17 protein-coding genes and 3 pseudogenes are annotated in these 24,768 nt (G+C 60.5%); 13 read left to right on the forward strand and 7 right to left on the reverse strand.

The genetic code is table 11. The features are described 5' to 3' along the window. Positions 1–2: 2 nt before the first annotated feature. The 3 genes from ATN00_RS07690 to ATN00_RS07700 are packed head-to-tail and all read left to right on the forward strand — an operon-like array spanning position 3 to position 3,047. Entirely contained in the window at positions 3–509 is a 507-nt protein-coding gene (locus tag ATN00_RS07690; RefSeq protein WP_062063661.1) for a hypothetical protein, read from the forward strand. Continuing rightward, the gene (locus ATN00_RS07695; protein WP_062063663.1) at positions 506–1,933 is read left to right on the forward strand and encodes an MmgE/PrpD family protein; all 1,428 of its coding nucleotides are present in this window, start codon (positions 506–508) and stop codon (positions 1,931–1,933) included. The genes ATN00_RS07690 and ATN00_RS07695 overlap by 4 nt, the downstream gene beginning before the upstream one ends. 19 nt (positions 1,934–1,952) lie before the next feature. Next, the gene (locus ATN00_RS07700; RefSeq protein ID WP_062063665.1) at positions 1,953–3,047 is read left to right on the forward strand and encodes a Zn-dependent alcohol dehydrogenase; all 1,095 of its coding nucleotides are present in this window, start codon (positions 1,953–1,955) and stop codon (positions 3,045–3,047) included. 180 nt (positions 3,048–3,227) lie between these two features. Here the strand turns inward: ATN00_RS07700 and ATN00_RS07705 are convergent, their stop codons facing one another. Continuing rightward, positions 3,228–3,968 carry a tyrosine-protein phosphatase gene (locus ATN00_RS07705; protein WP_062063666.1) on the reverse strand — a complete coding sequence of 247 codons (741 nt, stop codon included), beginning with the start codon at positions 3,966–3,968 and terminating at the stop codon, positions 3,228–3,230. A 312-nt stretch (positions 3,969–4,280) separates the two neighbouring features. Here ATN00_RS07705 and ATN00_RS07710 point away from each other — a divergent pair, with 312 nt between their 5' ends. After that, entirely contained in the window at positions 4,281–5,012 is a 732-nt protein-coding gene (locus ATN00_RS07710; RefSeq protein ID WP_062068531.1) for a MerR family transcriptional regulator, read from the forward strand. Here ATN00_RS07710 and ATN00_RS07715 read toward each other — a convergent pair. Continuing rightward, positions 5,002–6,102, reverse strand: coding sequence for an NAD(P)-dependent alcohol dehydrogenase (locus tag ATN00_RS07715; protein ID WP_062063668.1), 1,101 nt, complete (start codon positions 6,100–6,102; stop codon positions 5,002–5,004). The two genes, ATN00_RS07710 and ATN00_RS07715, sit on opposite strands and share 11 nt — an antisense overlap. Before the next feature lie 215 nt (positions 6,103–6,317). Here ATN00_RS07715 and ATN00_RS07720 point away from each other — a divergent pair, with 215 nt between their 5' ends. From ATN00_RS07720 to ATN00_RS07730, 3 genes are all read left to right on the forward strand, one after another. Then, positions 6,318–7,619, forward strand: a complete 1,302-nt coding sequence (locus ATN00_RS07720; RefSeq protein WP_062063670.1) for a cytochrome P450 — start codon at positions 6,318–6,320, stop codon at positions 7,617–7,619. A gap of 164 nt (positions 7,620–7,783) precedes the next feature. Beyond that, on the forward strand, positions 7,784–10,096 hold the full coding sequence (locus ATN00_RS07725; protein ID WP_231746420.1) for a TonB-dependent receptor: 2,313 nt from the start codon (positions 7,784–7,786) through the stop codon (positions 10,094–10,096). A 67-nt stretch (positions 10,097–10,163) separates the two neighbouring features. After that, positions 10,164–11,672: an aldehyde dehydrogenase family protein gene (locus tag ATN00_RS07730; protein ID WP_231746421.1), complete on the forward strand. Its 1,509-nt coding sequence runs from the start codon at positions 10,164–10,166 to the stop codon at positions 11,670–11,672. Positions 11,673–11,999: 327 nt separating this feature from the next. On the opposite strand, the gene pcaF is transcribed toward ATN00_RS07730, so the two are convergent. From pcaF to ATN00_RS07745, 3 genes are read right to left on the reverse strand one after another with little or no spacing between them, the layout of a single operon-like run. Continuing rightward, the gene (pcaF, locus tag ATN00_RS07735; protein ID WP_062063674.1) at positions 12,000–13,205 is read right to left on the reverse strand and encodes a 3-oxoadipyl-CoA thiolase; all 1,206 of its coding nucleotides are present in this window, start codon (positions 13,203–13,205) and stop codon (positions 12,000–12,002) included. Positions 13,206–13,236: 31 nt separating this feature from the next. Next, positions 13,237–13,887 carry a 3-oxoacid CoA-transferase subunit B gene (locus ATN00_RS07740; RefSeq protein ID WP_062063677.1) on the reverse strand — a complete coding sequence of 217 codons (651 nt, stop codon included), beginning with the start codon at positions 13,885–13,887 and terminating at the stop codon, positions 13,237–13,239. Between the two features lie 14 nt (positions 13,888–13,901). After that, complete coding sequence (locus ATN00_RS07745) at positions 13,902–14,591, reverse strand: 3-oxoacid CoA-transferase subunit A (protein ID WP_062063679.1); 690 nt, start codon at positions 14,589–14,591, stop codon at positions 13,902–13,904. Positions 14,592–14,700: 109 nt separating this feature from the next. On the opposite strand from ATN00_RS07745, the gene ATN00_RS07750 reads away from it, so the two are divergent. Beyond that, a complete protein-coding gene (locus ATN00_RS07750) occupies positions 14,701–15,471 on the forward strand; it encodes an IclR family transcriptional regulator domain-containing protein (RefSeq protein WP_062063681.1) in 771 nt (256 codons plus the stop codon). Here the strand turns inward: ATN00_RS07750 and ATN00_RS07755 are convergent. Beyond that, the gene (locus ATN00_RS07755) at positions 15,468–15,734 is read right to left on the reverse strand and encodes a carboxymuconolactone decarboxylase family protein (protein WP_062063684.1); all 267 of its coding nucleotides are present in this window, start codon (positions 15,732–15,734) and stop codon (positions 15,468–15,470) included. The genes ATN00_RS07750 and ATN00_RS07755 overlap by 4 nt on opposite strands. Positions 15,735–16,605: 871 nt before the next feature. Here ATN00_RS07755 and ATN00_RS22800 point away from each other — a divergent pair. After that, a pseudogene (locus ATN00_RS22800) lies at positions 16,606–17,924 on the forward strand (IS1380 family transposase); the annotation flags it as partial. 17 nt (positions 17,925–17,941) lie between these two features. Beyond that, positions 17,942–18,640: pseudogene (gene istB, locus ATN00_RS07770) on the forward strand (IS21-like element helper ATPase IstB); the annotation flags it as partial. Between the two features lie 49 nt (positions 18,641–18,689). Here the strand turns inward: istB and ATN00_RS07775 are convergent. Further along, positions 18,690–18,998 (reverse strand): annotated as a pseudogene (locus ATN00_RS07775) (IS110 family transposase); the annotation flags it as partial. A gap of 406 nt (positions 18,999–19,404) precedes the next feature. On the opposite strand from ATN00_RS07775, the gene ATN00_RS07780 reads away from it, so the two are divergent. From ATN00_RS07780 to mobF, 3 genes are read left to right on the forward strand one after another with little or no spacing between them, the layout of a single operon-like run. Beyond that, complete coding sequence (locus ATN00_RS07780; RefSeq protein WP_062063691.1) at positions 19,405–19,704, forward strand: hypothetical protein; 300 nt, start codon at positions 19,405–19,407, stop codon at positions 19,702–19,704. Continuing rightward, entirely contained in the window at positions 19,701–21,800 is a 2,100-nt protein-coding gene (locus ATN00_RS07785; RefSeq protein ID WP_062063692.1) for a type IV secretion system DNA-binding domain-containing protein, read from the forward strand. The genes ATN00_RS07780 and ATN00_RS07785 overlap by 4 nt, the downstream gene beginning before the upstream one ends. Further along, positions 21,797–24,763 (forward strand): MobF family relaxase, encoded by a 2,967-nt coding sequence (gene mobF / locus ATN00_RS07790; protein ID WP_062063693.1) that lies wholly within the window; start codon positions 21,797–21,799, stop codon positions 24,761–24,763. The genes ATN00_RS07785 and mobF overlap by 4 nt, the downstream gene beginning before the upstream one ends. Positions 24,764–24,768 lie beyond the last annotated feature (5 nt).

The following is a 24,768-nucleotide window of genomic DNA, read 5'->3' on the forward strand; positions in this document are numbered from 1 at the left end:
CCATGCTGCCAAGCATTGACCTGCGCATTGCCAACATCGTCAAGTCACTGGAACAAGTGGTCCTGCCGGCGCTCGGCCCGCGCGAACGGCTTGCGAAGGATCAGATCGGCCTTTGTATCGGCCATCTGCGTATGATTGGCGAGCAATGGCGCTGGGCGGCCGCATTCGAAGGGGGATCGTTCGATGCCATGGTGGCGCTGGCAGAGGCGATGCGGCCCTCGGTCGACCCTTTTTATGTGGAGGAACTGGGCGCGGCGATCGAGGCGGGGAAGGCGGTCGACAAGCGGGATTTGGCCGCGGTCGAGCATGGTATCCTGGTCCTTGGCGGCCTGATCGACCGGATTATCCTCGGCGAAGACGGCAAGGTCGAATTGGCGCCCGCCGCACGAGACGCTGTGCTGGCTTATGGTGCGGCACAATCGATACGTGAGCGAACATGGTTCGCGGCTACCGGCCTGGACCCGGACGGGCAGGATTTGCCCGACATCCCTGCGATGATGGCATCATGAAGCACGAGAATCCTGTCCTGCCCGAGCATGATCCCGCCGGACCTTTGGCGAAGATGGTGGCTGAGACACGCTATCAGGACATTCCCGCGCCGGTGATCGATCTTGCCAAGCGTGCGATCCTCGATACGCTGGCGGTCACTGTGGCGGGTTCCGGTTGGGAAGTCAGCCCCGCCATTGCCGATCAGGTCGCCGAGTGGGGCGGCGCGCCGCAAGCCACCGTCCTGATACACGGGCACCAGGTACCCGCTCCCATGGCTGCTTTTGGCAATGGCGTAATGGCGCGCGCGATCGATATGGGCGATGTGCATGAAACCGGCGGTCATGTGACGGAATGGAATGTGCCCGCCATGCTGTCGGTGCTGGGCATTGCAGACGGGCCGGTCAGCGGAAAGGACTTTGTAACCGCCTATGTCACAGGCGCTGAAGTCGGCGTGCGCGCCAGCGCAGCGCTGAACCTTGTGCGCTACCACACGACATGGGGCATGCCCGGCGAATGGAACGGGCCGCTCTGCGCGACCGCTTCGGTGGCGCGTATCCTGGGCCTGGATGCCGACGAAACATGGAATGCGTTAGGTATGGCCTATACCGTCCATGGCATGTCGGAATATAATAAATATTCTGAAGGTACGCAGATGGCGCGCGTGCAGCACAGCTTTGCCGGGGATACGGCGGTAAAGGCGGTACTGCTGACCCGCCGCGGTGTGACGGCGCCGCGCGGCATATTCCAGGGTGTGCCGAGTGGCATATTGCGACATGTCGCGTGGGACGATGTGCGGCCCGAATTGCTGACCGAGGATCTGGGGACCCGCTGGCAGTTGGCCGAAGGGCTGTCGATGAAGCCCTATTCCGCGTGCAAATTTACCCACAGCTTCATAGCCAGCACGGTTGCTATCATGCAAGGCGAGGGACTGGACTGGCGCGATATCGATCGCATCGACTGCGTCGGCAGTACGGGCGCACGCATGACATTCGAGCCGGCGGCGGTGAAATGGAACCCGCGCTCCGTGCCGGAGGCAATGTTCAGCGCACCTTATACGATTGCCGCTGCCGCGATGACCGGTGGCTTCTTCCTTGAGGATTTGCACCCCGACCGGATCATGAATGCGGAGCGGCGCGAACTGATGCGACGGGTGCATATCGTCGCCGATCCCGATCATGCCGATCAGTTCGAGGGCTTCACGGTCGCAATCACACTCTCCGACGGACGCCGTTTCACCCATGTCACCCCTTATGTGAAGGGACATACGCGCAATCCGATGACCTGGGACGATTTGGCGGGCAAGCTGCGCCGCTGCGCCCCTTTCGCCGCCGTCCAGCTACCAGCGGACAACCTGGACATGCTTGTCGGGCTTTGCCGTGACATGGAACGGATCGATGACATGCGTCGCATCGTCGATTGCCTGACCCCCTCTCATCCCGCTTGAACCCGACCAGGAGAACATCATGAAAGCAGCCATTCTCAACAGCCTCGATGGCACCTTCCAGATCGAGGAGATCGAGATCGACGCGCCGCGCGGGCGGGAAGTTCTGGTCGAGGTCAAGGCATCGGGCCTGTGCCATTCGGACCTGCATTTCGCCGAGCAGGATTTCGGTGTCCCGCTGCCCGCCGTGCTGGGGCATGAACTGGCTGGGATCGTCCTCGCCATCGGTCCGGAGGTGCGGGAATTCGCGGCTGGCGATCATGTCGTGGGGTCGTTGATCCAGTTTTGCGGCCATTGCCGCGCCTGTATCGGCGGCCGCACCTATCAATGCACCCATCCTGAAGAAACGCTCCGGGATGATCCTGACCATGCGCATCGACTGACTCGGGACGGAGATGGCGTCACGCAGGTGTTCGGAACCGGGGCCTTCGCCGAGCGGGCGCTGGTGCATGAGAACCAACTGGCTCTGGTACCCAGGGAACTACCCTTTGCGCAGGCATCGCTGCTGGGTTGCGGCACCATCACGGGCGCCGGCGCCGCCATCAACACCGCAGCCGTGCGTCCCGGCGATACGGTGGCGGTAATCGGCATCGGCGGTGTGGGCCTTAACGTCATATCCGGAGCGAAGCTGGCCGGGGCGTCACGGATTGTCGCCATCGACATGCAACCGAAGAAGGAAGAACTGGCGCGTCGCTTCGGTGCGACCGACTTCATCGATGCATCGGCTGGTGACAGCGTGGAGGCGGTGCGCATGTTGATCGAAGGCGGGGTCGACCATGCGTTTGAGGTGGTCGGCATCAAGGCCACATCGGAACAGGCGATCAAGATGGCGTGCAAGGGCGGCGGCGCCTATCTGATCGGCGTACATTCGCCGGCGAAGACAATCGATGTCAATGTGACGATTGATTTACTGACCAATCAGGTCGATCTGCGCGGCGTGTACATGGGATCATCGAACATCAAGCACGACATCCCCATGTACGCTCAGCTTTACCTACAGGGAAAGCTCAACCTGGACGATCTCATCTCACGCGAAATCAACATCTCTGAGATCAATGATGCTTACAAGCAACTCAAGGAAGGCGCTATCGCCCGGAGCGTGATCACATCCTTCTAGGATCGCATTGATCTGGCATGTGCCATTGGACTGATAGCGAAAGGGGGCGCGGACTGCGCCGCCTTTCACACGAGGTTGCTGGTCAAGACGGAACGGCTTCCGGCCTAATGGGGAGGCCATGAACACTAAGCACGAAAGCTGATTCTCCAAACCCTGTGACGATTGGCGTCCTGCCGGTAGTCAGATCAACGCGTCGGTGATCCGATTCCGCTCAGCAGCGCTGAAACCATGGTGGGCGAGATAGCCGCTGACCGATCCAAACCGGTCGCCGAGGGTCGCGAAGAGGCACTCGAGATAGGCGGGCTTGGTGCCAAGTATGACGTCCCTGCACTCGGGCGGAAGGTCGGCATAGAGGTGCAACTTGGCATCGGAAAGCATATTCTTGAAATGCATGTCGCCGTTGAGCTCGGAACTGCTGCGAACATAGTCGTCGACAATGGTTGCGCGTTGGACGCCCAGGAAATCGAGGAGCAGCGCGGATGCCGCGCCGGTGCGATCCTTGCCGGCCGAGCAATGGATAAGGATCGGCAAATTTCCATCCGAAATGGCACGGAACATTGCGATGAACTCGGGCGCATATGCATCGAGCATCAGACCGTAGAAGGTTGAGAATCCCGCGGCCCAGGCGGCGGCCGTCTTTTCCGATTCTGCGAAGATGCGATTGAAGATGAAGTCGGTGTCGGACTTTGGAGATAGATAGTCGCCAGCCGTCCTGAGGACAGCAGGTGTCGGTTGCGCCATCCGCTCACGTTCCGAGCGAAGGTCGATGATGCTTTTCAGACCCATATGCCGCACCGACTCCAGGTCGCCATCGGTCAGATGAGAGAGTTGGCTTGACCTGTAGACTTTGCCCGTCCGGATGGTGCCGTCCCGCGCAGCGTGGCCACCTAGATCGCGGAAATTCGGAGCACCTACCAGCATCTCATGTTCTCTCCTGCAAACCACGATTTTGCAGGAGAGGCTAGGATATCAACCTTGGTCTTCCCTAATTCAAATTACGAAAAGCGATTGGAAATTCTGCAGGTTCTGTTGGCTCGTCGCCCGCGCGGATATCGAACGCGAGAAGAATATGGTCCAGCGTTCCCGTATAGAATGTAAGGCCGGAATACGTGCTGATCGGCCCGCCAGCGTGGACAGGCTGTCCAATGCGTCGATTCGCTGCGGTAGCCCACATTGCCGGAGGGTTAAGAGCGCGTGTTGCTCGCCCTGCTCTCCCATGCTTTAGAGAACTCTATGAAGATGCGCGAACTTGAGCAACGGACCGGGGTCCATAGGGAGGTGATTCGCGTCTATTTGCGAGACGGGTTGATCCCCGAGCCCGCGCGACCTCGCCGGACAATTGCGATCTATGGCGAGGAGCATGTCCAGGCCATCGCGGCTATACGCCGCCTTCAGCGAGAAAATCGTCTCACCCTTTCCCAGATTCGTGCGCTTATGGACGGCGAGGCGGCCGAGGCTCGGCTTGATGCCGCGGCATTCGATCAGCTCGAGCAATTAGTTGATCACCGCACGGGTGGGGATGGGCAACCGGTGCTGATCACCACGCTAGAGCGGGAGTATCCGCAAGCGCTGGAGGATGCCCATATCCTTGCCAGGATCGGTATATTGGAGATTATTGAGACATCGGATGGTGAAGCACTTTCCATCTCCGCGGTGCATCTCGTCCGTATCTGGGGCCAGATGCGCAAGGCCGGCTTCGACCAGCGACTGACTTACTCACCTGATATATTGGGCTTCTACACAAAGGCTGCGGAGTTTGTCGGCAACTGGGAGGCCCAAACGTTCTTCGAGCGGACGAACGAGCGTGTCACAACGCGCGAAGCGGCGGATCTTATCGAGCAGGCCTTGCCTCTTATGCTCGATTTCTTTGGATTGCTTCGACAGCGTGCATTTTTCCGGCATCTGGAGAAACTGCATGCGGGCGGCAGCGATCGGCCGCCCGACGAACTCCCGGCTACATCGTGAGAATGGCCTTTACGCACCGGCCGGCATGCTGATCGGCGATGGCTTCGTTGATCTGATCCAGGCGATATGAGCTGATCATGCGATCGATCGGAAACTTGCCTGCCAGGAAAAGGTCGACAAGCTGCGGAAGAAAGGTCTGGGGATCGGCGTTTCCTTCGGTGACGCCGCTAATTTGAATGCCCAGCGAGAGCATCTGCAGGATATTGAGCGAAACTGCAGCATCGGCAGACCTGGGTACGCCAACCGTCGCCAGCCTGCCACGCACGGCCAGAGTACCAACGGCGGCTTCGATGACCGGGGCTATGCCGGAGGTGTCGAGTACGTTCTCGACGCCGGCTGGCACAATGGCACGAACCTGCTCTGCGAGTTCCCCTGCGGCTGGATCGATCACGTGGGTGGCGCCGAGATCGATAGCCATTGCGCGGCGGGAGGGAAGAGGGTCAGACACCAGGATCATATCCGCCCCTCTTACCACTCCTGCCATCACCGCGCTTAGTCCGACGGGACCGCCTCCAGTGACAAGCAGGCTTTCACCCTGCTTCAGTTGCAAGGCGTGGAAAACGGCACCGGCGCCGGTCATGATACCGCAGCCAAGCGGGCCAAGGAGCTCGATCGGAGCATCCTTGGTCACTTTCACGGCGTTTTTGGCCGCTACAATGGCATGTGTCGCGAATGACGACTGGCCGAAGAAGTGACTGCTTACCTCACCATTTTGATCGTGCAGACATGAGGTTCCGTCCCGTCGCCGTCCGCTGAAATTCAATGGTGTGAACTCGCGGCAATAGGCCGGCTGCCCGGTGATGCATTGTGGGCATTGCCGACAGGCCGCGAATCCCAGCACGACGTGGTCGCCGACGCTGAGGCCTTGAACGTCTGCTCCGATCGCCTCTACGAGGCCGGCTCCTTCATGGCCAAGGACGGCCGGCAAGGGAACCGGCAGTATCTGATCGCGCACCGCGATATCGGTATGGCAGAGGCCGGTAGCGACTACGCGCACCAGTATTTCATCGGCTTGGATATCTAGCATATCGAGGGTCTCGACGCTGAAATCCGCACCTGCATTCCTGGAAACTGCCGCGCGTATCTGCATATGTCTCTCCCATTCAAACTCGGTTCCGCTATTCAGATTGCGGAGGGTGAATGCTCTGCAGCCGCTGATAAATACCTGATTATACGTATATTTATCTGAGGTGCGGTTAAATGGTCCGACCGCCCTATAAGATTGACGGTGATCAAAGTCCAGTGTTACGTCTGCGGAACACGCAACGCAGCAGGGCTTATTAAGCCGCTGGAGAGGGTATATGCATGGCCACTACGTTTGAACCCGACACCCGTCCCATGATTCCGGACGACATCGCCAGGATCGTGGTTTCACCCAAATCCTACACTAATGACGAGGTTGTCTATGGCGCCTTCAAGTGGCTGCGCGAGAATATGCCGCTCGGCGTAGCCGAAGTACCCGGCTACGATCCGCTTTGGATCGTGACGAAGCACGCGGACATCCGCGAAGTTGAAAAAAACGCGAAGCTGTTTCACAACGCCGATCACAATCCGGTGCTGAACGACCAGGCCTCCGATGCGTTTACGCGCGAGATCAACAACGGATCACTGCGGATCCTCTCGTCGCTGACTTATATGGATCCGCCCGAGCATGGCAGCTTCCGCTCCGTGACCTCGAACTGGTTTCTCCCCGGTAAGATCAGCAAGCTCGAGGACCAGGTGCGGGTTCTTGCACGACAGTCGGTCGAAAATCTGCTGAGCTTCGATGGCGAGTGCGACTTCGTGAAGGATTTTGCGCTGCACTATCCGTTGCGCGTGATCATGACGCTGTTCGGCGTTCCCCCCGAAGATGAACCCCGCATGCTGAAGCTGACGCAGGAGTTCTTCGGCGTCCATGATCCTGAGGAACAGCGCCCCGAAATTGCGGCTGATCCGGTTGTCGGTGCTAAAATGTGGGCTGCGACGCTGGAAGACTTTTACGGATATTTCGACAAGCTCAGCGCGGCGCGCCGGGAGCAGCCCAACGACGATCTGCTCTCACTGATCGCGAACTCCCGCGTCAATGGCCTGCCGATCCCGCGGGCGGAGGCAAATGGCTATTATGTCGCCATCGCGACCGCAGGACACGATACGACCTCTTCGTCGACTGCAGGCGGCCTGCACGGCATGCTCCTATATCCCGAGAATTGGGACAAGGTGAAAGCCGACCCGGCGATGATACCCAAGCTTGTCGACGAAGCCATTCGCTGGACCGCGCCGGTCAAGCATTTCATGCGTAACGCGACCGAGGATACCGAGCTGCGCGGACAGACTATCCGCGCGATGGACCGTCTGATGATCTGCTACCCGTCCGGCTGTCGCGACGAGGAAGTGTTCGCAGACGCCGATCGATTCGACATAACGCGATCGCCCAACCAGCATATCGCCTTCGGTTTTGGTCCCCACATGTGTCTTGGCCAGCATCTCGCCAAGCTCGAGATGAGGGTGCTTTACGAAGAACTGCTTCCGCATCTTAAGTCTGTCGAACTGGCCGGTGAGCCGCGGCTGGTCGAAACCAACTTCGTGGGCGGTTACAAGAGCTTGCCGATCCGCTTCACCAAAAACTGACTTACGATATCCGACGAGGCGGTTCGTGCCCGCCCCGTCGGCAATAGCCAATAGACCGGTCAATCAAGTCCGGGAAACAAGCCTGTAAGATATGGGCGATCTTGAGGGAGGATAATGCTATGAGAGGAAGGAATCTATTTGTTGCCGGCTGTTCCATATTTGCGATGCAATCGCCGGCGATTGCCCAGACCGCGAGCGCAGAGCCGCAAGCGGAATCCGGAATCGGCGACATTATCGTGACCGCGCAGAAGCGAGAACAGGCGCTCAATGATGTCCCGCTGTCTATTACGGCGGCTTCAGGCGAGAAATTGCAGGACCAGGGTATCACCGACGTTGCCGATCTTGGGAAGATCGTGCCGGGTTTCAACTATACCGAGAGCGCCTTTGCGACGCCGGTTTACACCCTTCGTGGTATCGGCTTCTACGATACTTCGCTCGCCGCCAAGCCTACGGTCAGCATTTACCAGGATCAGGTCGCGATACCCTTTTCAATCATGACGCGCGGCGCGACGCTCGATCTGGAGCGCGTCGAGGTGCTCAAGGGACCGCAAGGCACGCTTTTCGGGTCAAATGCGACCGGTGGCGCGATCAACTATATCGCAGCCAAGCCAACGACGACTTTTAAGGCTGGCCTCGACGCGAGTATCGCCCGCTTTGGCGAGGTGACAGCCGGCGGTTTCGTGAGCGGCCCGATCAGCGACACTATCTCCGCGCGCGTGGCCGTCCGCACCGAGCAGGGCGGTGCATGGCAGCGCAGTTACACACGCGATGACAAGCTTGGCGATCGGAATTTCACGACCGGCCGTCTGCTCGTCGACTTCGAGCCTTCCGACGCGTTGCGCTTCGAGCTCAACCTCAATGGCTTCATCGACAAAAGTGATGGGCAGGCAGCCCAGCTCATAGGCGTGGTGCCGCTGGGCAACCCGGCGCGCGCGGGAGAGTTTTACAGCTACCCGATCGCGCCTCTCAATAACCGGGCGGCCGACTGGACACCGGGCCAGGATCCCAAACGCGACGATTGGTATTATCAGGCGTCCTTGCGTGGCGATCTCGATCTCAGCGACGACATCACTCTGACCTCGATCACAAGCTGGTCGAAATACGACATCGACGCGGATATCGATCCGGACGGCGTTGCCCTCCAGGGCTATTTCTACAACACGACCGGCCGTATCACCGCGCTTTCGCAAGAGCTTCGTCTGGGCGGGAAGACCGGCGACCTGAGCTGGATCATCGGTGGCAACTATTCTCGCGAAAAGACCTATCAGCATGACGAAGCAGCGTACCCCGATTCAACCTCGGCGTACCAGTTGGTCGATGCCGGCGTGGGCGTTCCGTTCTTTCGTTACTACCAATATTCCCAGCAGAAGTTCGTGAACAAAGCTGTTTTCGCCAATCTCGACTATGACATCGGCGAATTCTTCACGCTGCATGGCGGCATCCGTTACACGAAGATCAATATCGACTTCGCGGGATGCACGGCCGATCGTGGTGACGCGCTGGGCGTGGGAATAGAAAATCTGCTGAACTTCATCAGGGGTGGCGCGGGTCTCAGCCCAATTGACATTCAACCTGACGCTTGCGTTACTATCGATGCTGCAACCTTGACTGCTGGTGAAGTTCGTCGATCGCTCGATGAAGACAATGTGTCCTGGCGGGCTGGTCTGGATTTCAAGCCGAACAGGGACATCCTGCTCTACGCGTCGGTCAGCAAAGGATACAAGTCGGGCAGTTTCCCGTTGCTCTCGGCGAGCGACGCCAACCAGTTCAATCCGGTCACTCAGGAATCGGTCACCGCCTACGAGTTGGGCGCAAAGCTGACGTTGCTCGATCGTACCGCGCAAATCAATGGGGCTGTTTTCTATTACGATTATAGCGACAAACAGTTGAAGGGTCGGGTCGTTGCAAATCCCGACATTTTCGGTCCGCTTGAGGCGCTCGTCAACGTTCCCAAGTCACGTGTGCAGGGCGCCGAAATCCAACTCGATCTCGCGCCAACCGATGGCCTACGCTTTAGCATCGGCGGGACCTACCTCGACACCAAGATCAAGGGGAGCTTCGTCAACTATGACAGCTACGGGAACCAGGCCGATTTCGGCGGTTCTGCTTTCCCCTACACACCGAAGTACCAGATCGTCATAGACGGCCAGTATGATTGGGCTCTGAGTGATAATGTCGGCGCATTCATTGGCGCAAACATGAGTTTCCAGAGCGACACCAAGGCGGTTCTCGGCGATGCGAGGCAGACGCCCTCGCCGACGCTCACCGCGCAAGGCGGCCTGACGATCGCAGACTATACGCTGATCGATTTGCGTGCGGGTATCAACCTTGACGACAAACGCTACAAGATCAGCGCGTTCGTGCGAAACCTGACGAACGAGTATTACTGGTCGAACGCAACAAGGATCACCGACACGACCGTCAGGTTCGCCGGACGGCCGCGCACTTTCGGAGTCAGCCTCTCGGCCCGCTTATAGACTCTCCCCTGGGTCGTGCTCACGAAAGGCGAGCGCGACCCTTTCTTTTTCTTTTCGGAGACCTGACATGAACACGCTTATGACGATCGATCCACAATTGCATGGTGAACCTGGATTTGAGGTTAGGCTTCCCGATACGAGGATGCTGATCGGCGGGGAGCGGCAAGAAGCAGGCGCTGGAAAGCGGATCGAGATCGAAGATCCGGCGACGGGTAAGGTTTTTGCAAGTGTTCCGGCCGGGACGGCAGAGGATGTGGACAAGGCAGTCCGCCGCGCGCGGACAGCCTTCGAATCCCACTCTTGGTCGCGGATGCGTCCGCTTGACCGTGCCAAGATCATCGAGGCAATCGCCCGCAAGATCGAGGACAATGCAGGCGAACTCGCGCTCCTCGAAAGCTATGATAACGGCAAAACGGTCCATCACGCGATGGCGGTCGACGTCCCGGCCGCCGCCGACATCTTTCGCTACATGGCCGGCTGGGCTTCCAAGATTGGCGGGCAGGTGAACCCGATCTCCGGCGATGGGCGGCAGTATCACAGCTACTCGGTCCACGAACCGATAGGTGTCGTCGGACAGATCGTTCCGTGGAATTATCCTCTCGCCATGGCGGCCTGGAAGATTGCGCCAGCTCTGGCGGCCGGCTGCACCATTGTGCTCAAGCCGTCGGAAGTCACTCCGCTTACAGCACTGCGCCTTGCCGAACTGGCGCTCGAGGCAGGCCTGCCCGAAGGCGTTCTCAACGTCGTCACAGGCTATGGCCATGAGGCGGGACAGGCTCTGGTAGAGCATCCCGGTATCGACAAGATCGCTTTCACCGGTTCCACGCGCGTGGGTAAACAGATCGTGCAAACCGCTGCCAAGGATCTAAAGCGCGTGACGCTTGAACTGGGCGGTAAATCTCCCTCGCTGATCTTCGCGGACGCCGATCTGGAAAAAGCGAGCATTGGCGCCGCGCTCGCGATCTTTTTCAACTCAGGCCAGGTGTGTCTCGCCGCGTCCCGACTTTATGTCGAGCGCTCGGTCTATGATCGTGTGGTCGAAGGGGTGGTGCAAGCTGCGCGGAGCTTCAAACTGGGTCATGGCCGCGACCCGGACGCGATGCTTGGGCCTCTCGTCTCGCGGGCGCAGCAACAGCGCGTCCTCGACTATATCGAGCAGGGGCGATCAAGCGGCGCCGAAATCGTCACGGGCGGTGGAACAGGGGGCGAGGGCGGCTATTTCGTCGAGCCGACAATCTTCTCCAATCCAGGACCGGATTCCAGCATCGTGCGTGAGGAGATATTCGGACCGGTACTGGTCGCTACGCCATTCGATGATGTCGACGAAGCTGTCGCGGCCGCCAATGATACGCGCTACGGCCTTGCAGCGAACATCTGGACCCGCGATCTATCGCGCGCGCACCTGACCGCGCGTCGTCTTCAGGCGGGCACCGTCTGGATCAACACGCATGGGATGAATGATCCGTCCGCGCCGTTTGGCGGTGTCAAGGAATCGGGCTGGGGCCGCGAGGTCGGCGAAGAGGGTGTTCTGCACTACACCGAGACCAAGACGGTTACAGCCCTTCTCGCCGACTGAGGCAGGCAGACCCCGCCGACGGCCGACGGCCCTTATGGCAAGAACCGCATCGAGCATATATCTTGACCCGGTTCTTGCCATCAAACTCAAAGCGCGGTTGTAATGACGAAGCAGCAATTCCCGCGTGTCGGTAATTATGACTCAGTCGCGCAGTGCGATTCGCCAAGAGGCAGCAGATAGCGTAATTATCATGACATGTTCCGCCGTCACACGAACAATCAGGCTCGATGCGAGACGGAGTTGACGGAAGATCGTTAAAGGTTGGCAGCTCGCCATCGACAGGAGAACCGGGGCTGCCTCTCTGAGCCTGCCCCCAAGGCATTGCTCCTAGACGCGCTCTACGGCGAGCGCCAAGCCCATGCCGACGCCGATGCATAAAGTGGCAATGCCGCGCTTTCCACCCGTCCGCTCCAGTTGATGTACGAGCGACATTACGATGCGCGCGCCCGACATGCCGAGCGGATGACCGAGCGCGATAGCACCGCCATTGGGGTTCACATGAGGCGCATCGTCGCGCAGGCCCAAGCCCCGCATGACCGCGATGCCCTGGCTGGCGAACGCTTCATTCAGCTCGATGATATCGAAATCGCCGATGGCAAGGCCAAGACGCGTAAGCAGCTTCTGAGTGGCGGGAAGCGGCCCGATACCCATCACGCGCGGCTCCACCCCAACCGACGCCATCCCCAATATGCGTGCGCGGGGCGTCAGGCCGTTGGCTTTCGCCGCCTTTTCGCTCGCAACGATCATCGCTGCCGCACCGTCGTTGATGCCCGACGCATTCCCAGCTGTCACGCTGCCGTTGGGGAAAAGAGGCTTCAGTTTGGCAAGCGTCTCGATCGTCGTGTCGGCGCGAGGGTGTTCGTCCACGCTGACCTCGACCGTTTCGCCACGCTTCCGGCCTGGTACGGTGACGGGGATGATTTCCTGTGCGAAGAAACCGCTGGCCTGCGCGGCCGCGGCGCGCTGCTGGCTGCGAAGCGCGAAGCCATCCTGATCCTCCCGGCTGATACCGTGATCCTGCGCCACATTCTCGCCCGTTCGGGGCATCGTTTCGGTGCCGTAGAGCGCATCCAGGGTCGAATTGACGAAGCGCCAGCCCATCGTCGTATCCTCCAGCTTCTGGTTGCGGCCGAAGGCGCCGTCGGCCTTGCCCATCACGAAGGGCGCGCGCGTCATGCTCTCGACGCCACCTGCGATGGCTATCGCCATCTCGCCGCAGCCGATCGCGCGTGCCGCCGCGCCGACGGCCTCCAGACCCGAGGCGCACAGTCGGTTGAGCGTCACCCCCGGTACCGTGTGCGGCAGGCCGGCAAGGAGCAGGCTCATGCGCGCGACGTTCCGGTTGTCCTCGCCCGACTGGTTGGCGCAGCCATAGAAAACTTCCTCGATCGAGCTGGGGTCGAGGTCCGGATTACGCGCCAGCAGCGCCTTCATCGGCACTGCACCCAGATCATCGGCGCGGATATTGGCCAGGATGCCGCCATAGCGGCCAATTGGCGTGCGCACGGCGTCGCAGATGAAGGCGTCGATCATGGATTATCCTTTTGGCTTATACTTGCGGGTGTCAGGCCGCCTGCGCTTCGTTGCCGAGGGGCACGCCGGTCATTCGGCGCAGTTCGTCAAGCGATAGCCCTTCCACCATCTCGACCACGCTCGCGCCGCGTGGCCCAACATCGAATACGGCGAGGTCGGTATAAACGCGCGATACGCAGGCAAGGCCGGTCAAAGGATAGGTGCAGGCCTCCACCAGTTTGCTTGTCCCCTGCTTGGTCAGCAATTCCATCATCACGAAAGTCTGTTTGGCGCCAATGGCCAGATCCATCGCGCCGCCCACCGCCGGGATCGCTCCGGGCTCTCCGGTATGCCAGTTGGCAAGGTCGCCGTTCACGGCCACCTGGAATGCGCCCAGCACGCAGATATCGATATGCCCGCCCCGCATCATCGCGAAACTGTCTGCATGGTGAAAAAAGCAGCCGCCCGTCAGCAAGGTCACCGCCTGCTTGCCTGCATTGATCAGTTCCCAATCCTCCTCGCCCGGCGCGGGGGCGGGGCCCATGCCCAGCAGGCCGTTCTCGCTCTGGAGGAAAATGTCGCGGTCTTGCGGCAGATAATTGGCGACTTTGGTCGGCAGGCCGATGCCGAGATTCACATAGGCGCCTTCGGGAATGTCGCGCGCGACGCGTGCGGCCATCTCGTCGCGGTTCATGCGGTTCATGGGGGTTCTCCCGATTAGGCAGCGAGCGCGTGGTTGGTGGGGGACGCGATCTCGACGACGCGCTGCACGAAAATGCCGGGCGTCACCACGATCTCCGGATCGATGGCGCCAAGCTCCACGATCTCGCTGACTTGTGCGATGGTCGTGGTCGCGGCCATAGCCATGATCGGGCCGAAATTGCGGGCGGTCTTGCGATAGATGAGGTTGCCCCACCGATCGCCCTTGTACGCCTTGATCAGCGCGAAGTCGGCCTTGATCGGATATTCGAGCACATGGTGCACGCCGTCGATCTGGCGCGTTTCCTTCCCTTCGGCAAGCTGCGTGCCATAGCCGGTGGGCGTGAAAATGGCGCCCAGCCCCGCGCCGGCCGCCTGGATGCGGGCGGCCAGATTTCCTTGCGGCACAAGCTCCAGCTCGATCTGGCCTGCCCGGTAGGCGGCGTCGAAATGATGGGAATCGGACTGGCGCGGAAAGGAGCAGATGATCTTTTTCACTCGGCCCGCCTCGATGAGGGCGGCGACGCCAGCCTCGCCGTTGCCGGCATTGTTGTTGATGATCGTAAGGTCGCCTGCGCCGTGCGCGATCAGCGCGTCGATCAGCTGGTCGGGCATACCGGCCGTACCGAAGCCGCCGATCATCACCGACGCTCCGTCCAGGATATCCGCGACTGCCTCTTCGGCCGATGTGATGCTCTTGTCGATCATGGGCGACGCTGCTCCTTTGATATGGGTCCCTTCTTCGATCGTGGGTTTCTTGCGTCAACCGATAATCGAAGTATGAACCGATTATCGAACAATAATCTGGGGTGCGGCGATGGATGGTCGGAACGAACTGGAACGACCGGGCGACCCGGAATTCATGAGTTCGCTCGCGCGGGGGCTGGCGGTGATGCGGTGTGTCGCCGAGTCGTCCCGGCCGGTGACGATTGCCGACGTCAGCCGTCGCATCGGCCTCAGCCGCGCGGCGGTGCGGCGTTGCCTGCATACGCTCAATCTGCTGGGTTATGTCGGGCAGGATGCGCGCGGTTATGTCGTGCGGCGGCAGGCCCTGGCGCTGGGCCACCCCTATCTATCGCTCAATGCGCTGGCAGCACGCGCCCAGCCGCTCCTGAACCAGCTGCGCGACGCCATTTCGGAATCCTGTTCGCTCGGGGTTATGGAGGAAGACCAGCTACTATATGTCGCCCGATCGGAAGCATCGCGTATCATGTCGATCGGGCTGCGCGTGGGGAGCAGGTTGCCGCTTTATCCTACCTCGATGGGACGCGTGCTGCTTGCTGCCTGCGATCGCGAAGTGCAGGAGGCTTATCTCGATCGCGTCGACCTCAAAGCGCTCACGGACAAAACGGTGACCGGTCGCGGACAGCTGATGCAGATATTCCAGCGCGTTGCTACCGAGGGCTACGCTATCCTCGATGAGGAACTGGAGATAGGCGTGCGTTCAGTGGCCGTTCCGGTTAAAGGAAAGGCCGGGGTCGTCGCGGCGCTCAATGTCGGCATGTCCACCGCCCGCGTTTCTCTTGAGGACCTGCGTAAACGCATCCTGCCGGCTTTGCGCGAGACGGCAGCGGACCTCAGCCTCTAACCGTCGATTTCGGCTATGATCCTGGCCGCCTCGGCAAAGGCCGTGTTGGCGGCTGGAACACCGGCATAGATGGCCGTCTGCATCAGGACTTCCTTCATCTCCTCGCGCGTGAAGCCGTCGCGCGTGAGGCCAGCACGAACATGCAGCGCAAATTCCTCCCACCGGCCGAGGCTGGCGGTGATTGCCAGTACGATCAACCGCCGCGTGCGATCATCTAGACCTGCCCGACCCCATATCTCGTTCCAGGCGATCCGAGTGATCATTGCCTGGAAATCGCTGTTGAGGGCGGTACGCCCTGCCAGCGACCGGCCCACCTTATCAAAGTGCGGGCCCTGGCAGGCGATTTAGAGGGCAACGACAACCTGTTCGGCTCCGCATACAAGGCTTCCGATTCCCGAATGCCTCTTTGTCGTCGCTGGCCAAGTGATTTTGCTGTTGAGAATCACTTTCAATAAGGATAATCTGCGCCAGATTAATGCCCTCATGAGCGTTTGGTGTCTTTCCTGAACGCTCACGAGCTCGACCACCTCTAGGTCTGGCGCTGAGTGTCTGACACGGTCAGCGGAAACAGGAGTCTAACCAATGTATCTGACGACCCACCGCCCTCTTTCCAGCGATATCCGTCTGCTCAATAGGCCTATCGACATCTATCCTCACGCCTTCGAGCCTTCTCGGCTGGCAGCTGCAGCCGTCCGGTGCTGGGTTACGGCAAGGAGAGAATCGCTCGCGACGAGGGCACCGTTATATGAGCTGCTAGCCCCCTTTCGCTGTGAAGCCATGACCGCATATTTCGACAAACTCATGACACTCTTTCAAGAGTGCCTGGGAAGACCGATCCAGTTGGGCGATGCGTTTCTTTCAGCTGACGAAGAGATGCTGGTAGATCTGATAAAACTTGGGAGGTCGGCGGAGGCATATGCAGAATTATCGCATCTTGTAGATGCTGGACTCGAATGCAAAGACCTCCTGGCCAATCCAAGGTGTCAATTGCAACAATAATGTTCTACCTTAAGATGCCTACCATAAATCTAACCCGTAAAATTCACCAGGGACCGGTGGATGTGGCTTAACTTTCTGACGTATGATTTGGTTGCCTACACCGACCATCGTCATTTCTGGAGAGCCACACCCACCATGGATTATCCTACGCTGCCCCTGACTGGTTTGTCACCCGTTTCTGGCAAGCGTTTGAACGCCCAATTTGACAACGGCATGCTCTCTTCCGATGGCGGTCTGGTGCTGCTGCGCGAGGTCGAGCAGCGGTTTGCCGTAGCCGATCGCCTTCCGGCCTGCATCAAGGATCCGCGCGCGCCCGACCGTATCACCCACAGCCTGGCCGACATGATCCGGTTTTGTCTGATGATGATCGCGGCGGGCTATGAGGATGGCAATGACGCTTCCAGCCTGCGCATCGATCCGGCGTTCAAGATGGCGCTTGGCCTAGCTCCATCGGACCGTGCACTTTGCTCGCAGCCGACAATATCGCGACTGGAAAACCTGCCTGATACGCGTGCGCTCCTGCACATAGGCCGGTCGATGGTGGATCTGTACTGCGAGAGTTTCCGCAACGTGCCCAAGCGCATTGTCCTCAACATCGATGATACCTTCGATGCCGTGCGTGGTGGCCAGCAGGTGCGATTGTTCAACGCTCATCATGACGAATGTGAGTTCCAGCCCATCGTCGTGTTCGATGGCGAGGGCCGGTTCATCACAGCCGTTCTGCGCCCGGCCAAACGACCCGGCGGCAAGGAGATCAGGGCTTTCCTGCGTCGCTTGATGCGTGCAATCCGCGCCAACTGGCCAAAGACGGAGATCCTGCTTCGCGGGGACAGTCACTATTGCTGCCCTGAAGTCGTCGACTGGCGCCGGGCCGGCGGACATGAATTTATCCTGGGCGTCGCGCCCACATCGACATTGCGCCGTCACATTGCCGATCTCGAGGTAAGCATCGAAGCGCGCTTCGATGCCGCGCCCCAAGTCGGCAAAGCGCGTCGCTTCAAGTCCTTCCACGATGGCGCCAAAGCTGGAGCCGCGTCGAGCGGATTATCGCCCGTGTCGAGGTCGGCGATCACGGTGCGGACACCCACTTCATCGTCACCAATCTCAAGAAGGGCTCGCCCCGCCGGCTCTACGAGCAGGTCTACTGCCGCCGAGGTCAGGCCGAAAATTACATCAAGTCCTGGAAAACCCACCTCGCTGCCAATCGCACATCCTGCACAAGGGCCACCGCCAACCAGTTGCGCCTATTTCTTCATGCCGGGGCCTACTGGCTCATGTGGGACCTGCGTAGCCCCATGCCCAAACGTTCAGCCTGGCGTACCGTCCAGTTCGATACCTTGCGCCTGCGCCTCATCAAGGTCGCTGCCCGCGTCACCGAGTTGAAGACCCTGATCCGCATCCAATTGCCCAACGCATGTCCGGACAAGAAAATCTTCCGCCTGGCCCTCCCCCGCGACGAATGGCTCGGGCTCTCGCCGAACGCGATCGTCGCCGGATCGGGCGTCATCTGGCTGAAGCCCACCTGCCGGCGGGCAAGACGTTGGACTGCTTCGCCTTCGAGGCCGTGCCGATGATCTCCAAGGCACAGGTCATGGCCCTGTGCGCCGGCGATGGCTGGCTCGACCAGGGTTCCAATCTCATCCTGTTCGGCCCGCCAGGCGGCGGCAAAAGCCATCTGGCGGCGGCGATCGGCCTGGCATTGGTGGAAAATGGCTGGCGAGCACTGTTCACCCGCACCTCTGACCTCGTCCAACGTCTGCAGGTTGCTCGCCGCGAACTGACGCTGGAATCCGCAATCGCCAAGCTCGACAAGTATCATCTGCTCATTCTCGACGACTTCGCCTACGTCTCACGCGACCAAGTGGAAACCTCCGTTCTCTTCGAACTGATCAGTGCCCGATACGAGCGTAAATCCCTGCTCATCACCGCCAACCAGCCCTTCGGCGAAGGGAGCCGCGTCTTCCCGGACCCGGCAACGACGCTCGCTGCGGTCGACAGGCTCGTGCATCATGCCACGATCTTCGAGATGAACGTCGAAAGTTATCGCCGGCGCACGGCTCAGGCCCGCCGCACCGGGGCTGGACGTCCCGCCGCCTACACCACTCCGAAAGTCCTCGAGACCATCCGCGACAATCAGGATGAGAACGAGGTCCTTGCCAGCGACAATTAAAATCGGCACTGAATGACGCGCCGCGACAATCACATTCTCATCCTGTTTGTCGCGCTACATCGCAGAACGCTTCGGCATCCGCCGCATCGGTCTTCCCGCGCTTCACGTATGGCTTAACATAGGCCGGCGGCATGAGGCGAACCACATGGCCGATCGCGATGAGTTCGCGCGCCCAGTGATGCGCCGATGCGCAGGCTTCTATACCGATCAGGCAAGGCGGCAACTCCGCGAAGAACCGGATGACCTCGGACCGGCGCAGCTTGCGCCGGATCAGCACCTTGCCTTCGGCAGCGATGGCGTGCACCTGAAGCACATTGTTCGCCAGATCCAATCCGACGGTGACAACCTCCTGCTCCATGTAACGACTCCTAGACGTGGGCCTACAACGACCACATCATCGCACAGCTACGCTGGTGCGGAGGTCGTCCACCACATCACGTCACATCTCAAGCGAACGATGGGCATCCGAAGGCTGAAGTTGGAAGGACTGAGCGGCAAGGCAAAGGAATTCCTGATGGCTGCGGCGGGCCAAAACCTCCTCGTGCTCACCAAGCCCGCAACCATGGCAGGATGATAGGGCTGCTGGCCGCGCCGATCATCGTCCCTGCGCCTCGCCGTATCGCCGTCAGCCCAACGACTTTTTCAACAGTCTCTTCTGATTACGGCTGTCCGTATCGCAGCGACTTGCGCGACGAATACGGATTCGGTAATATGAAGCCGCTTCATGACATCTGCGAAGGTATCCGACAACGGAGTTCCTTCGCTTGCCCAAGCTCAATTTTCGTCTCGATGAGGCGCTCCATCTTGCTTTGATCCGCCGCGCTCGCGGCGCGAACCTGCCCTTGTCGGTCTTCATCCGACAGGTGCTCGAGCAGGCCGTCGATCAGCGCAAGCGCTATGTCTTTTCCTCTCAGGACGAGATACTCGCCACCTCGATCCAAATCCTCTCGATCGTCGCCACATCCGTTGGTCAACAATCCCCCGCAGCACTTGAGCAGGGCATGACGCAGGCGCGCGCCATCCTCGCCGAGCGCGGGCTGCTGGGCGGGGAGGATGTCCGGTGAGTATTTTCCGCAACGACACGCTGGGTTCATGGACCCGCGGCGGACAGGCTATCGTCCATAACGTCCGAATGACGACGCAGGTCTTCTACCAGACCCTGTTGGCCAGCTTCATAATCTGGATCATCGGCACATTCTGGTACGCCTTCGAGAAATCGACAGAGTATGAACGCTTCGTCCTGCTCAAACTCGCCGAGGCGATGATCAAGGTCGACGCGGCAGCCGGTACCAACGATCCCGTTCAGTTCCGCACGCCCGAAGGCCAGGCCTACCGGACTTCGGCGGACTGGCTCGTTGCGTCCAGCCTAGCCAGGAAGACCTTGCATGCGTTTGAGGTCTATCTGCTCCATGGAGCGCTGATCTCGGGTGTGTTCAGCCTCGTCATGCTGGCTTGGGCCTGGTTCTATTTCACCCGAACGGGCAGGGGGCTTGGCTCCAACGAATATCTGCGCGGTGCCCGCTTCGGCACGATCCGGCAGGTCAAGCGCGCACTCTGGCGCCAGACCAAGGGACCGCTCCTGATAGGCAAAGTGCCTGTGCCGCAAGCCTATGAGCCCGAACATATCCTTTTGTGCGGCGCGCCTGGCACGGGAAAGACCAACCTCATCGTCGGCATGCTCGAGGGCATCCGCAAATCGCGCCGGCGCGCCATCGTCTATGACACCGCCGGCACCTTCGTCGAGAAATTCTACCGGCAGGGCACCGATATGCTGCTCAACCCGCTCGATCAGCGTACGGCGCGCTGGTCACCCTGGGTCGATGTGCCGCGCGACTATCACTATGATCAGATCGCCGAATCCACCATTCCCGACAAGCATGGCGATCCCTTCTGGGCGAAGGCGGCTAGAGGCACGCTGGTAGCGGTGATGCGCAAGCTCGCCCGCCAGAAGCACACCTATGTCTCAGTCCTGCTCGACAGGCTGCTCCGCTCGAAGCTCAAGGACCTTGCAGCCTTTGTCAGTGGTACCGATGCCGCCGCCTTCATCAGCACTGAGGGCGAGCGCACATCCGCGGGAATCCAGGCCGAACTCGCCTCGGTGATGCGCAGTTTCGGCTATCTTGACGATACCGACGACGGCTTCTCCATCCGCGATTGGGTCGAGAAGGGCGAGGAGGGAAGCTGGCTCTTCATTACGGTGAAAGCCGATCAGCTTCCCTCGCTGCGCCCGCTCATCACCGTCTGGCTGGATATCGCGATCAGCGCGATTATGAGCCTGACCCCCGATCGTGACCGCCGCCTCTATTGCGTGATCGATGAATTGCCGACGCTGCAGAAGCTGCCATCGCTCTCGGACTTCCTCGCCCGTGCCCGTAAATATGGCGGGTGCGGCATATTGGGCTTTCAGTCCTACCCGCAACTCGAAGCGACCTATGGCATCCAGGATGCCGCCGCCATCACCGGCTACTGCTCGACTTGGGTCGCGCTGCGAGCCAACGACACAGCGACAGCAAAACATGTCTCGGAAAATCTCGGCCAGGTTGAACAGGTCGAGGCGAACGAGGGCATGTCCTATGGCGTCAACGACATGCGGGACGGCGTCAACCTGTCACGCATGCAGGTGACCCGGCCGCTGGTCATTCCGACCGAGGTCACCAACCTTCCCAATCTTGTCGGCTTCCTTCGCTTTGGCCGCAATCTTCCGGTGGTGCGTTTCGACAGCGCCTTCAACGCTATCGCGTCGCTGGGACCGGCCTTTCTCGAACGCACCGATCCACCGGTGCTGGTCGACAAGGCCAAAGATCTGGTTCGTATCGCCCATGCCGAAGCCCGGGTGAGGGAAGCCATCGAGCGAGAAAGCGCACAGAATCTGCCCCCTCCGACACCTCCGCAAGCGGCTGCAGACGTGCCGGAGAAGTCGGCGCCGTCGTCGAAAGCTCCCCGTACGTCACCACGGCAACCCGACCTGTTCAATCCGCCGCAGGCGAAGGTCGATCCGAAGCTCGTGGAAGACATCCTGCACGCCAGGGAAGGCGACGACCTGCCCGTCCCGCCACGCGAGGCCTGGACCATCCTCGCCGGTAAACAGGGGGAGATTCGCTCCGATCTTGTCCAGCATGGCCGCGATGATGGGCCACGTGAACCCGCGAAGCCGGCATGATCCAGCCTCGGCGCCTGTACGGCAAGCCTGCCAATATCGCCCGCTACTATACGATCGGGGACTATTACACCAAGGGCGGTGATGAGCCTTCCGAATGGGGCGGAAAACTCGCCGCAGATGTCGGTCTCTCCGGGCCGGTCGATCCTAAAATGTTCCGCGAGCTCCTGGCCGGCAAGGTCGGCGACCAACAACTGGGCCGTTACCGCGCCGACGGAACAATCCAGCATCACCCAGGCTGGGACTTCGCGGTCAATGCGCCCAAGTCCGTTTCTATCATGGCACTGGTCGCTGGCGATGAGCGTGTGCTGGCAGCTCATGAACAGGCGGTGACGGCAGCAATCGGCTATCTGGAGGAACAGGCGCAACTGCGCCGCCGTGACGAGGGCAAGATCGTCCATGAAACGACCGGGCGCATTCTCGTCGCCCGGTTCACCGAACATGGCAGCCGCGAACTCGACCCACATCTCCACACCCATGTCGTCGTCCTCAACATGACCAACCGCCAGGATGGCGATCCGATGGCGAGCCTGGAAAGCAGGGTCATGTATGGCGAGCAGCGCGTTGCCGGACAGATCTACCGCAATGCGCTGGCCTTCGCCTTGCGCGAAGCAGGGCACCAGATCGATTTTGATCCGCGCTCCGGCCTGTTCGAGATACGCGGCGTTCCCCAATCCCTGATCGAAAAATTCTCACAGCGCGCCGAGGAGATCGAGGATCATGCGCGCGAGCACGGGCTGGTCGGCCAGAAGGCGCAGCGCGCCTCCTTCTATGCGACACGCAAGGCCAAGGTGAAGATCGGCCATGAAGAACTCCTTGTCCAGTGGCTCCAGCGCACCGGGGCATTGCTCGAGGTGCTGGAGAAGATCGTCGCCGCCGGCAGGGAGCGGGAAGGCGAGCACCTGTCTCCCACGGACAGGGAAGCGTCCCGCGCAGCGCTCTTCGGACTCCGGCAACTGGAAACCACCGAAGCGGTCAACAACCTGGGCGATATCTTGCGCACCGGTCTTGCCGCCCATGTCGGAGAGGTTCGGCTGGAGGATGTGCGACCGCGGCTCGAAAACCACGAAGCGATCCGCAAACTGCTGCCGACGCACGAGCAAACCGGTGACAAGATTCTGACGCGCGGGCGGACCAGCCGTAAGTCCTGGCGGCTTGAACTGGCCCTGACCCAGCATATCGCCCTTGGCCTTGGCGATGCCCGGCCCATCGCATCGAGCGACCGTGTTCTGCGTGCCCTCGAGGACACCATATTGAACCAGGAACAGCAACGCGCGCTTGTCGAAACGGCGCTGACGCGTGACCGGATCACTGGTATCCACGGCGTCGCGGGCTCCGGCAAATCGACCCTGGTGAAGATCCTCGGCGAGGTGGCCGAACCCGGCACGACCCTGATCGCGCTCGCGCCCACATCCTCAGCGGCGGCGGAACTGGGGACCAAGGCGAACATCGCTTCCCATACCGCCGCGAGTTTCGTTGCCCGTGGCGGGCAGGGGATCACCGACAGTCATGTGCTGGTGCTCGACGAGGCGGGTCAATTGGGTAACCGTCAGGCCCGCCGTCTGCTGGAGATCAGCAGGTCGACAGGCGCTCGGCTGTTGCTGCTGGGAGACGAGAAGCAGACCGGAGCTATCGAGCAGGGCAAACCCTTCTGGCTGATGCGTCGCCTCGGTCTCCCGACCGTCGAACTGACGGAGGCGGTGCGACAGGAAACCAGGACCATCAAATCGGCCGTGACGGCGGCTCGCGCAGGCAATTTCGCAGCCGCCCTGGGCAAACTCGACAGCGTCAACACGGCCGGCGACAACGAAGAGATGGCCACCCAGGTCGTTAGCGCCTGGGTCCGCCTCAAGGCGGAAACACGGACCGGAACGAACATCCTGGTTCTCGACAACGCCACCCGGCTGATCGTCAACAGCAAGATCCGCGAGGCGCTGAGAAATGAAAACGCGCTCGCTGCCGACGATAGCCGGCTCTCCATCCTCGCCCCTGCCGGCCTTACCGACATCGAGAAGCATATGGCCCGCTTCTACGGAGCAGGGCAGGTTGTACGGTTCGACCGCGACATTGCCAGCCTGGGTGTAGCGCGCAGCGCGGACTATCGCGTGGTCGGACTGGGACGGGACGGCAACGGCCGCCAGGTCGTCCGTCTTGTCGATGAGCAGCGACGCACCATCAAATGGGATCCGCAGACCACCAAGGCGCGGCATATCAATGTGTTCAATCCCGAAGAACGGGAACTGGCACAAGGCGACCGCATCCAATGGCGTCTCGTCAATCGCGATCTCGATCTGCGCAACGCCGAGCGCGGCACGGTGGAGAAGCTGGACGGAGACATGGCCACAGTCCGCTGGGATCGCGGCGGGCGTGTCCAGCAAGTCAATCTGTCCGAACACCGAACCTGGGATCATGGCTATGCCGAGACCGTCTATTCCTCCCAGTCGAAGACCTATCCGCGCGTTTTCGTTCTGGCACCCGTCGAGTCGCCGCTGGTCAACGCCCAGAACTTCTACACCGCCATAACCCGGGCGATGTACGGCGTGCGGCTATGGACCAATGACGTCAAGGAACTGATCGCCAAGCTGGAACGCCAGTCCGGGGAGAAAACCTCTTCCGCCGAAGGGCTGGGGCGGATGAAGCAAAATCAGGTCGTTGCCTTCGGCACGCGCCATGAAGGACGCCTCGCAACGCTCAAGACCGAACAGGAACAAATGCGCACGCAGCGTCGCGATCATGCGCTCGAACATTATCTCAACCGGCGGGATGCGCCGCCGCGAGGGGCAGCTGAACATCTTGCCGAAGGCGCCCGAAGTATCGCGCAGGTACTTGACCGGTTTCTGGGCGGCATCCTCGATCATGCACGTGCGCAGCGCGATGCCCATCACATCGAGGCGTCGGCCCCGGTGCCAGAGCAGCCGCGATTGCCACAGCCTCATTCCGAACCTGCCCATGGGCCCGAACGATAAGGTCG

The sequence above is a fragment of the Sphingobium baderi genome (genome assembly GCF_001456115.1).
Taxonomy (GTDB): Bacteria; Pseudomonadota; Alphaproteobacteria; order Sphingomonadales; family Sphingomonadaceae; genus Sphingobium; species Sphingobium baderi_A.

What these genes read in the sequence shown, in the direction of transcription:
- ATN00_RS07690 (WP_062063661.1), top strand. Translation starts at nt 3, where the DNA reads ATGCTGCCAAGCATTGACCTGCGCATTGCCAACATCGTCAAGTCACTG.
- ATN00_RS07695 (WP_062063663.1), top strand. Translation starts at nt 506, where the DNA reads ATGAAGCACGAGAATCCTGTCCTGCCCGAGCATGATCCCGCCGGACCT.
- ATN00_RS07700 (WP_062063665.1), top strand. Translation starts at nt 1,953, where the DNA reads ATGAAAGCAGCCATTCTCAACAGCCTCGATGGCACCTTCCAGATCGAG.
- ATN00_RS07705 (WP_062063666.1), bottom strand. Translation starts at nt 3,968, where the DNA reads ATGCTGGTAGGTGCTCCGAATTTCCGCGATCTAGGTGGCCACGCTGCG.
- ATN00_RS07710 (WP_062068531.1), top strand. Translation starts at nt 4,281, where the DNA reads ATGAAGATGCGCGAACTTGAGCAACGGACCGGGGTCCATAGGGAGGTG.
- ATN00_RS07715 (WP_062063668.1), bottom strand. Translation starts at nt 6,102, where the DNA reads ATGCAGATACGCGCGGCAGTTTCCAGGAATGCAGGTGCGGATTTCAGC.
- ATN00_RS07720 (WP_062063670.1), top strand. Translation starts at nt 6,318, where the DNA reads ATGGCCACTACGTTTGAACCCGACACCCGTCCCATGATTCCGGACGAC.
- ATN00_RS07725 (WP_231746420.1), top strand. Translation starts at nt 7,784, where the DNA reads ATGCAATCGCCGGCGATTGCCCAGACCGCGAGCGCAGAGCCGCAAGCG.
- ATN00_RS07730 (WP_231746421.1), top strand. Translation starts at nt 10,164, where the DNA reads ATGAACACGCTTATGACGATCGATCCACAATTGCATGGTGAACCTGGA.
- pcaF (WP_062063674.1), bottom strand. Translation starts at nt 13,205, where the DNA reads ATGATCGACGCCTTCATCTGCGACGCCGTGCGCACGCCAATTGGCCGC.
- ATN00_RS07740 (WP_062063677.1), bottom strand. Translation starts at nt 13,887, where the DNA reads ATGAACCGCATGAACCGCGACGAGATGGCCGCACGCGTCGCGCGCGAC.
- ATN00_RS07745 (WP_062063679.1), bottom strand. Translation starts at nt 14,591, where the DNA reads ATGATCGACAAGAGCATCACATCGGCCGAAGAGGCAGTCGCGGATATC.
- ATN00_RS07750 (WP_062063681.1), top strand. Translation starts at nt 14,701, where the DNA reads ATGGATGGTCGGAACGAACTGGAACGACCGGGCGACCCGGAATTCATG.
- ATN00_RS07755 (WP_062063684.1), bottom strand. Translation starts at nt 15,734, where the DNA reads ATGATCACTCGGATCGCCTGGAACGAGATATGGGGTCGGGCAGGTCTA.
- mobF (WP_062063693.1), top strand. Translation starts at nt 21,797, where the DNA reads ATGATCCAGCCTCGGCGCCTGTACGGCAAGCCTGCCAATATCGCCCGC.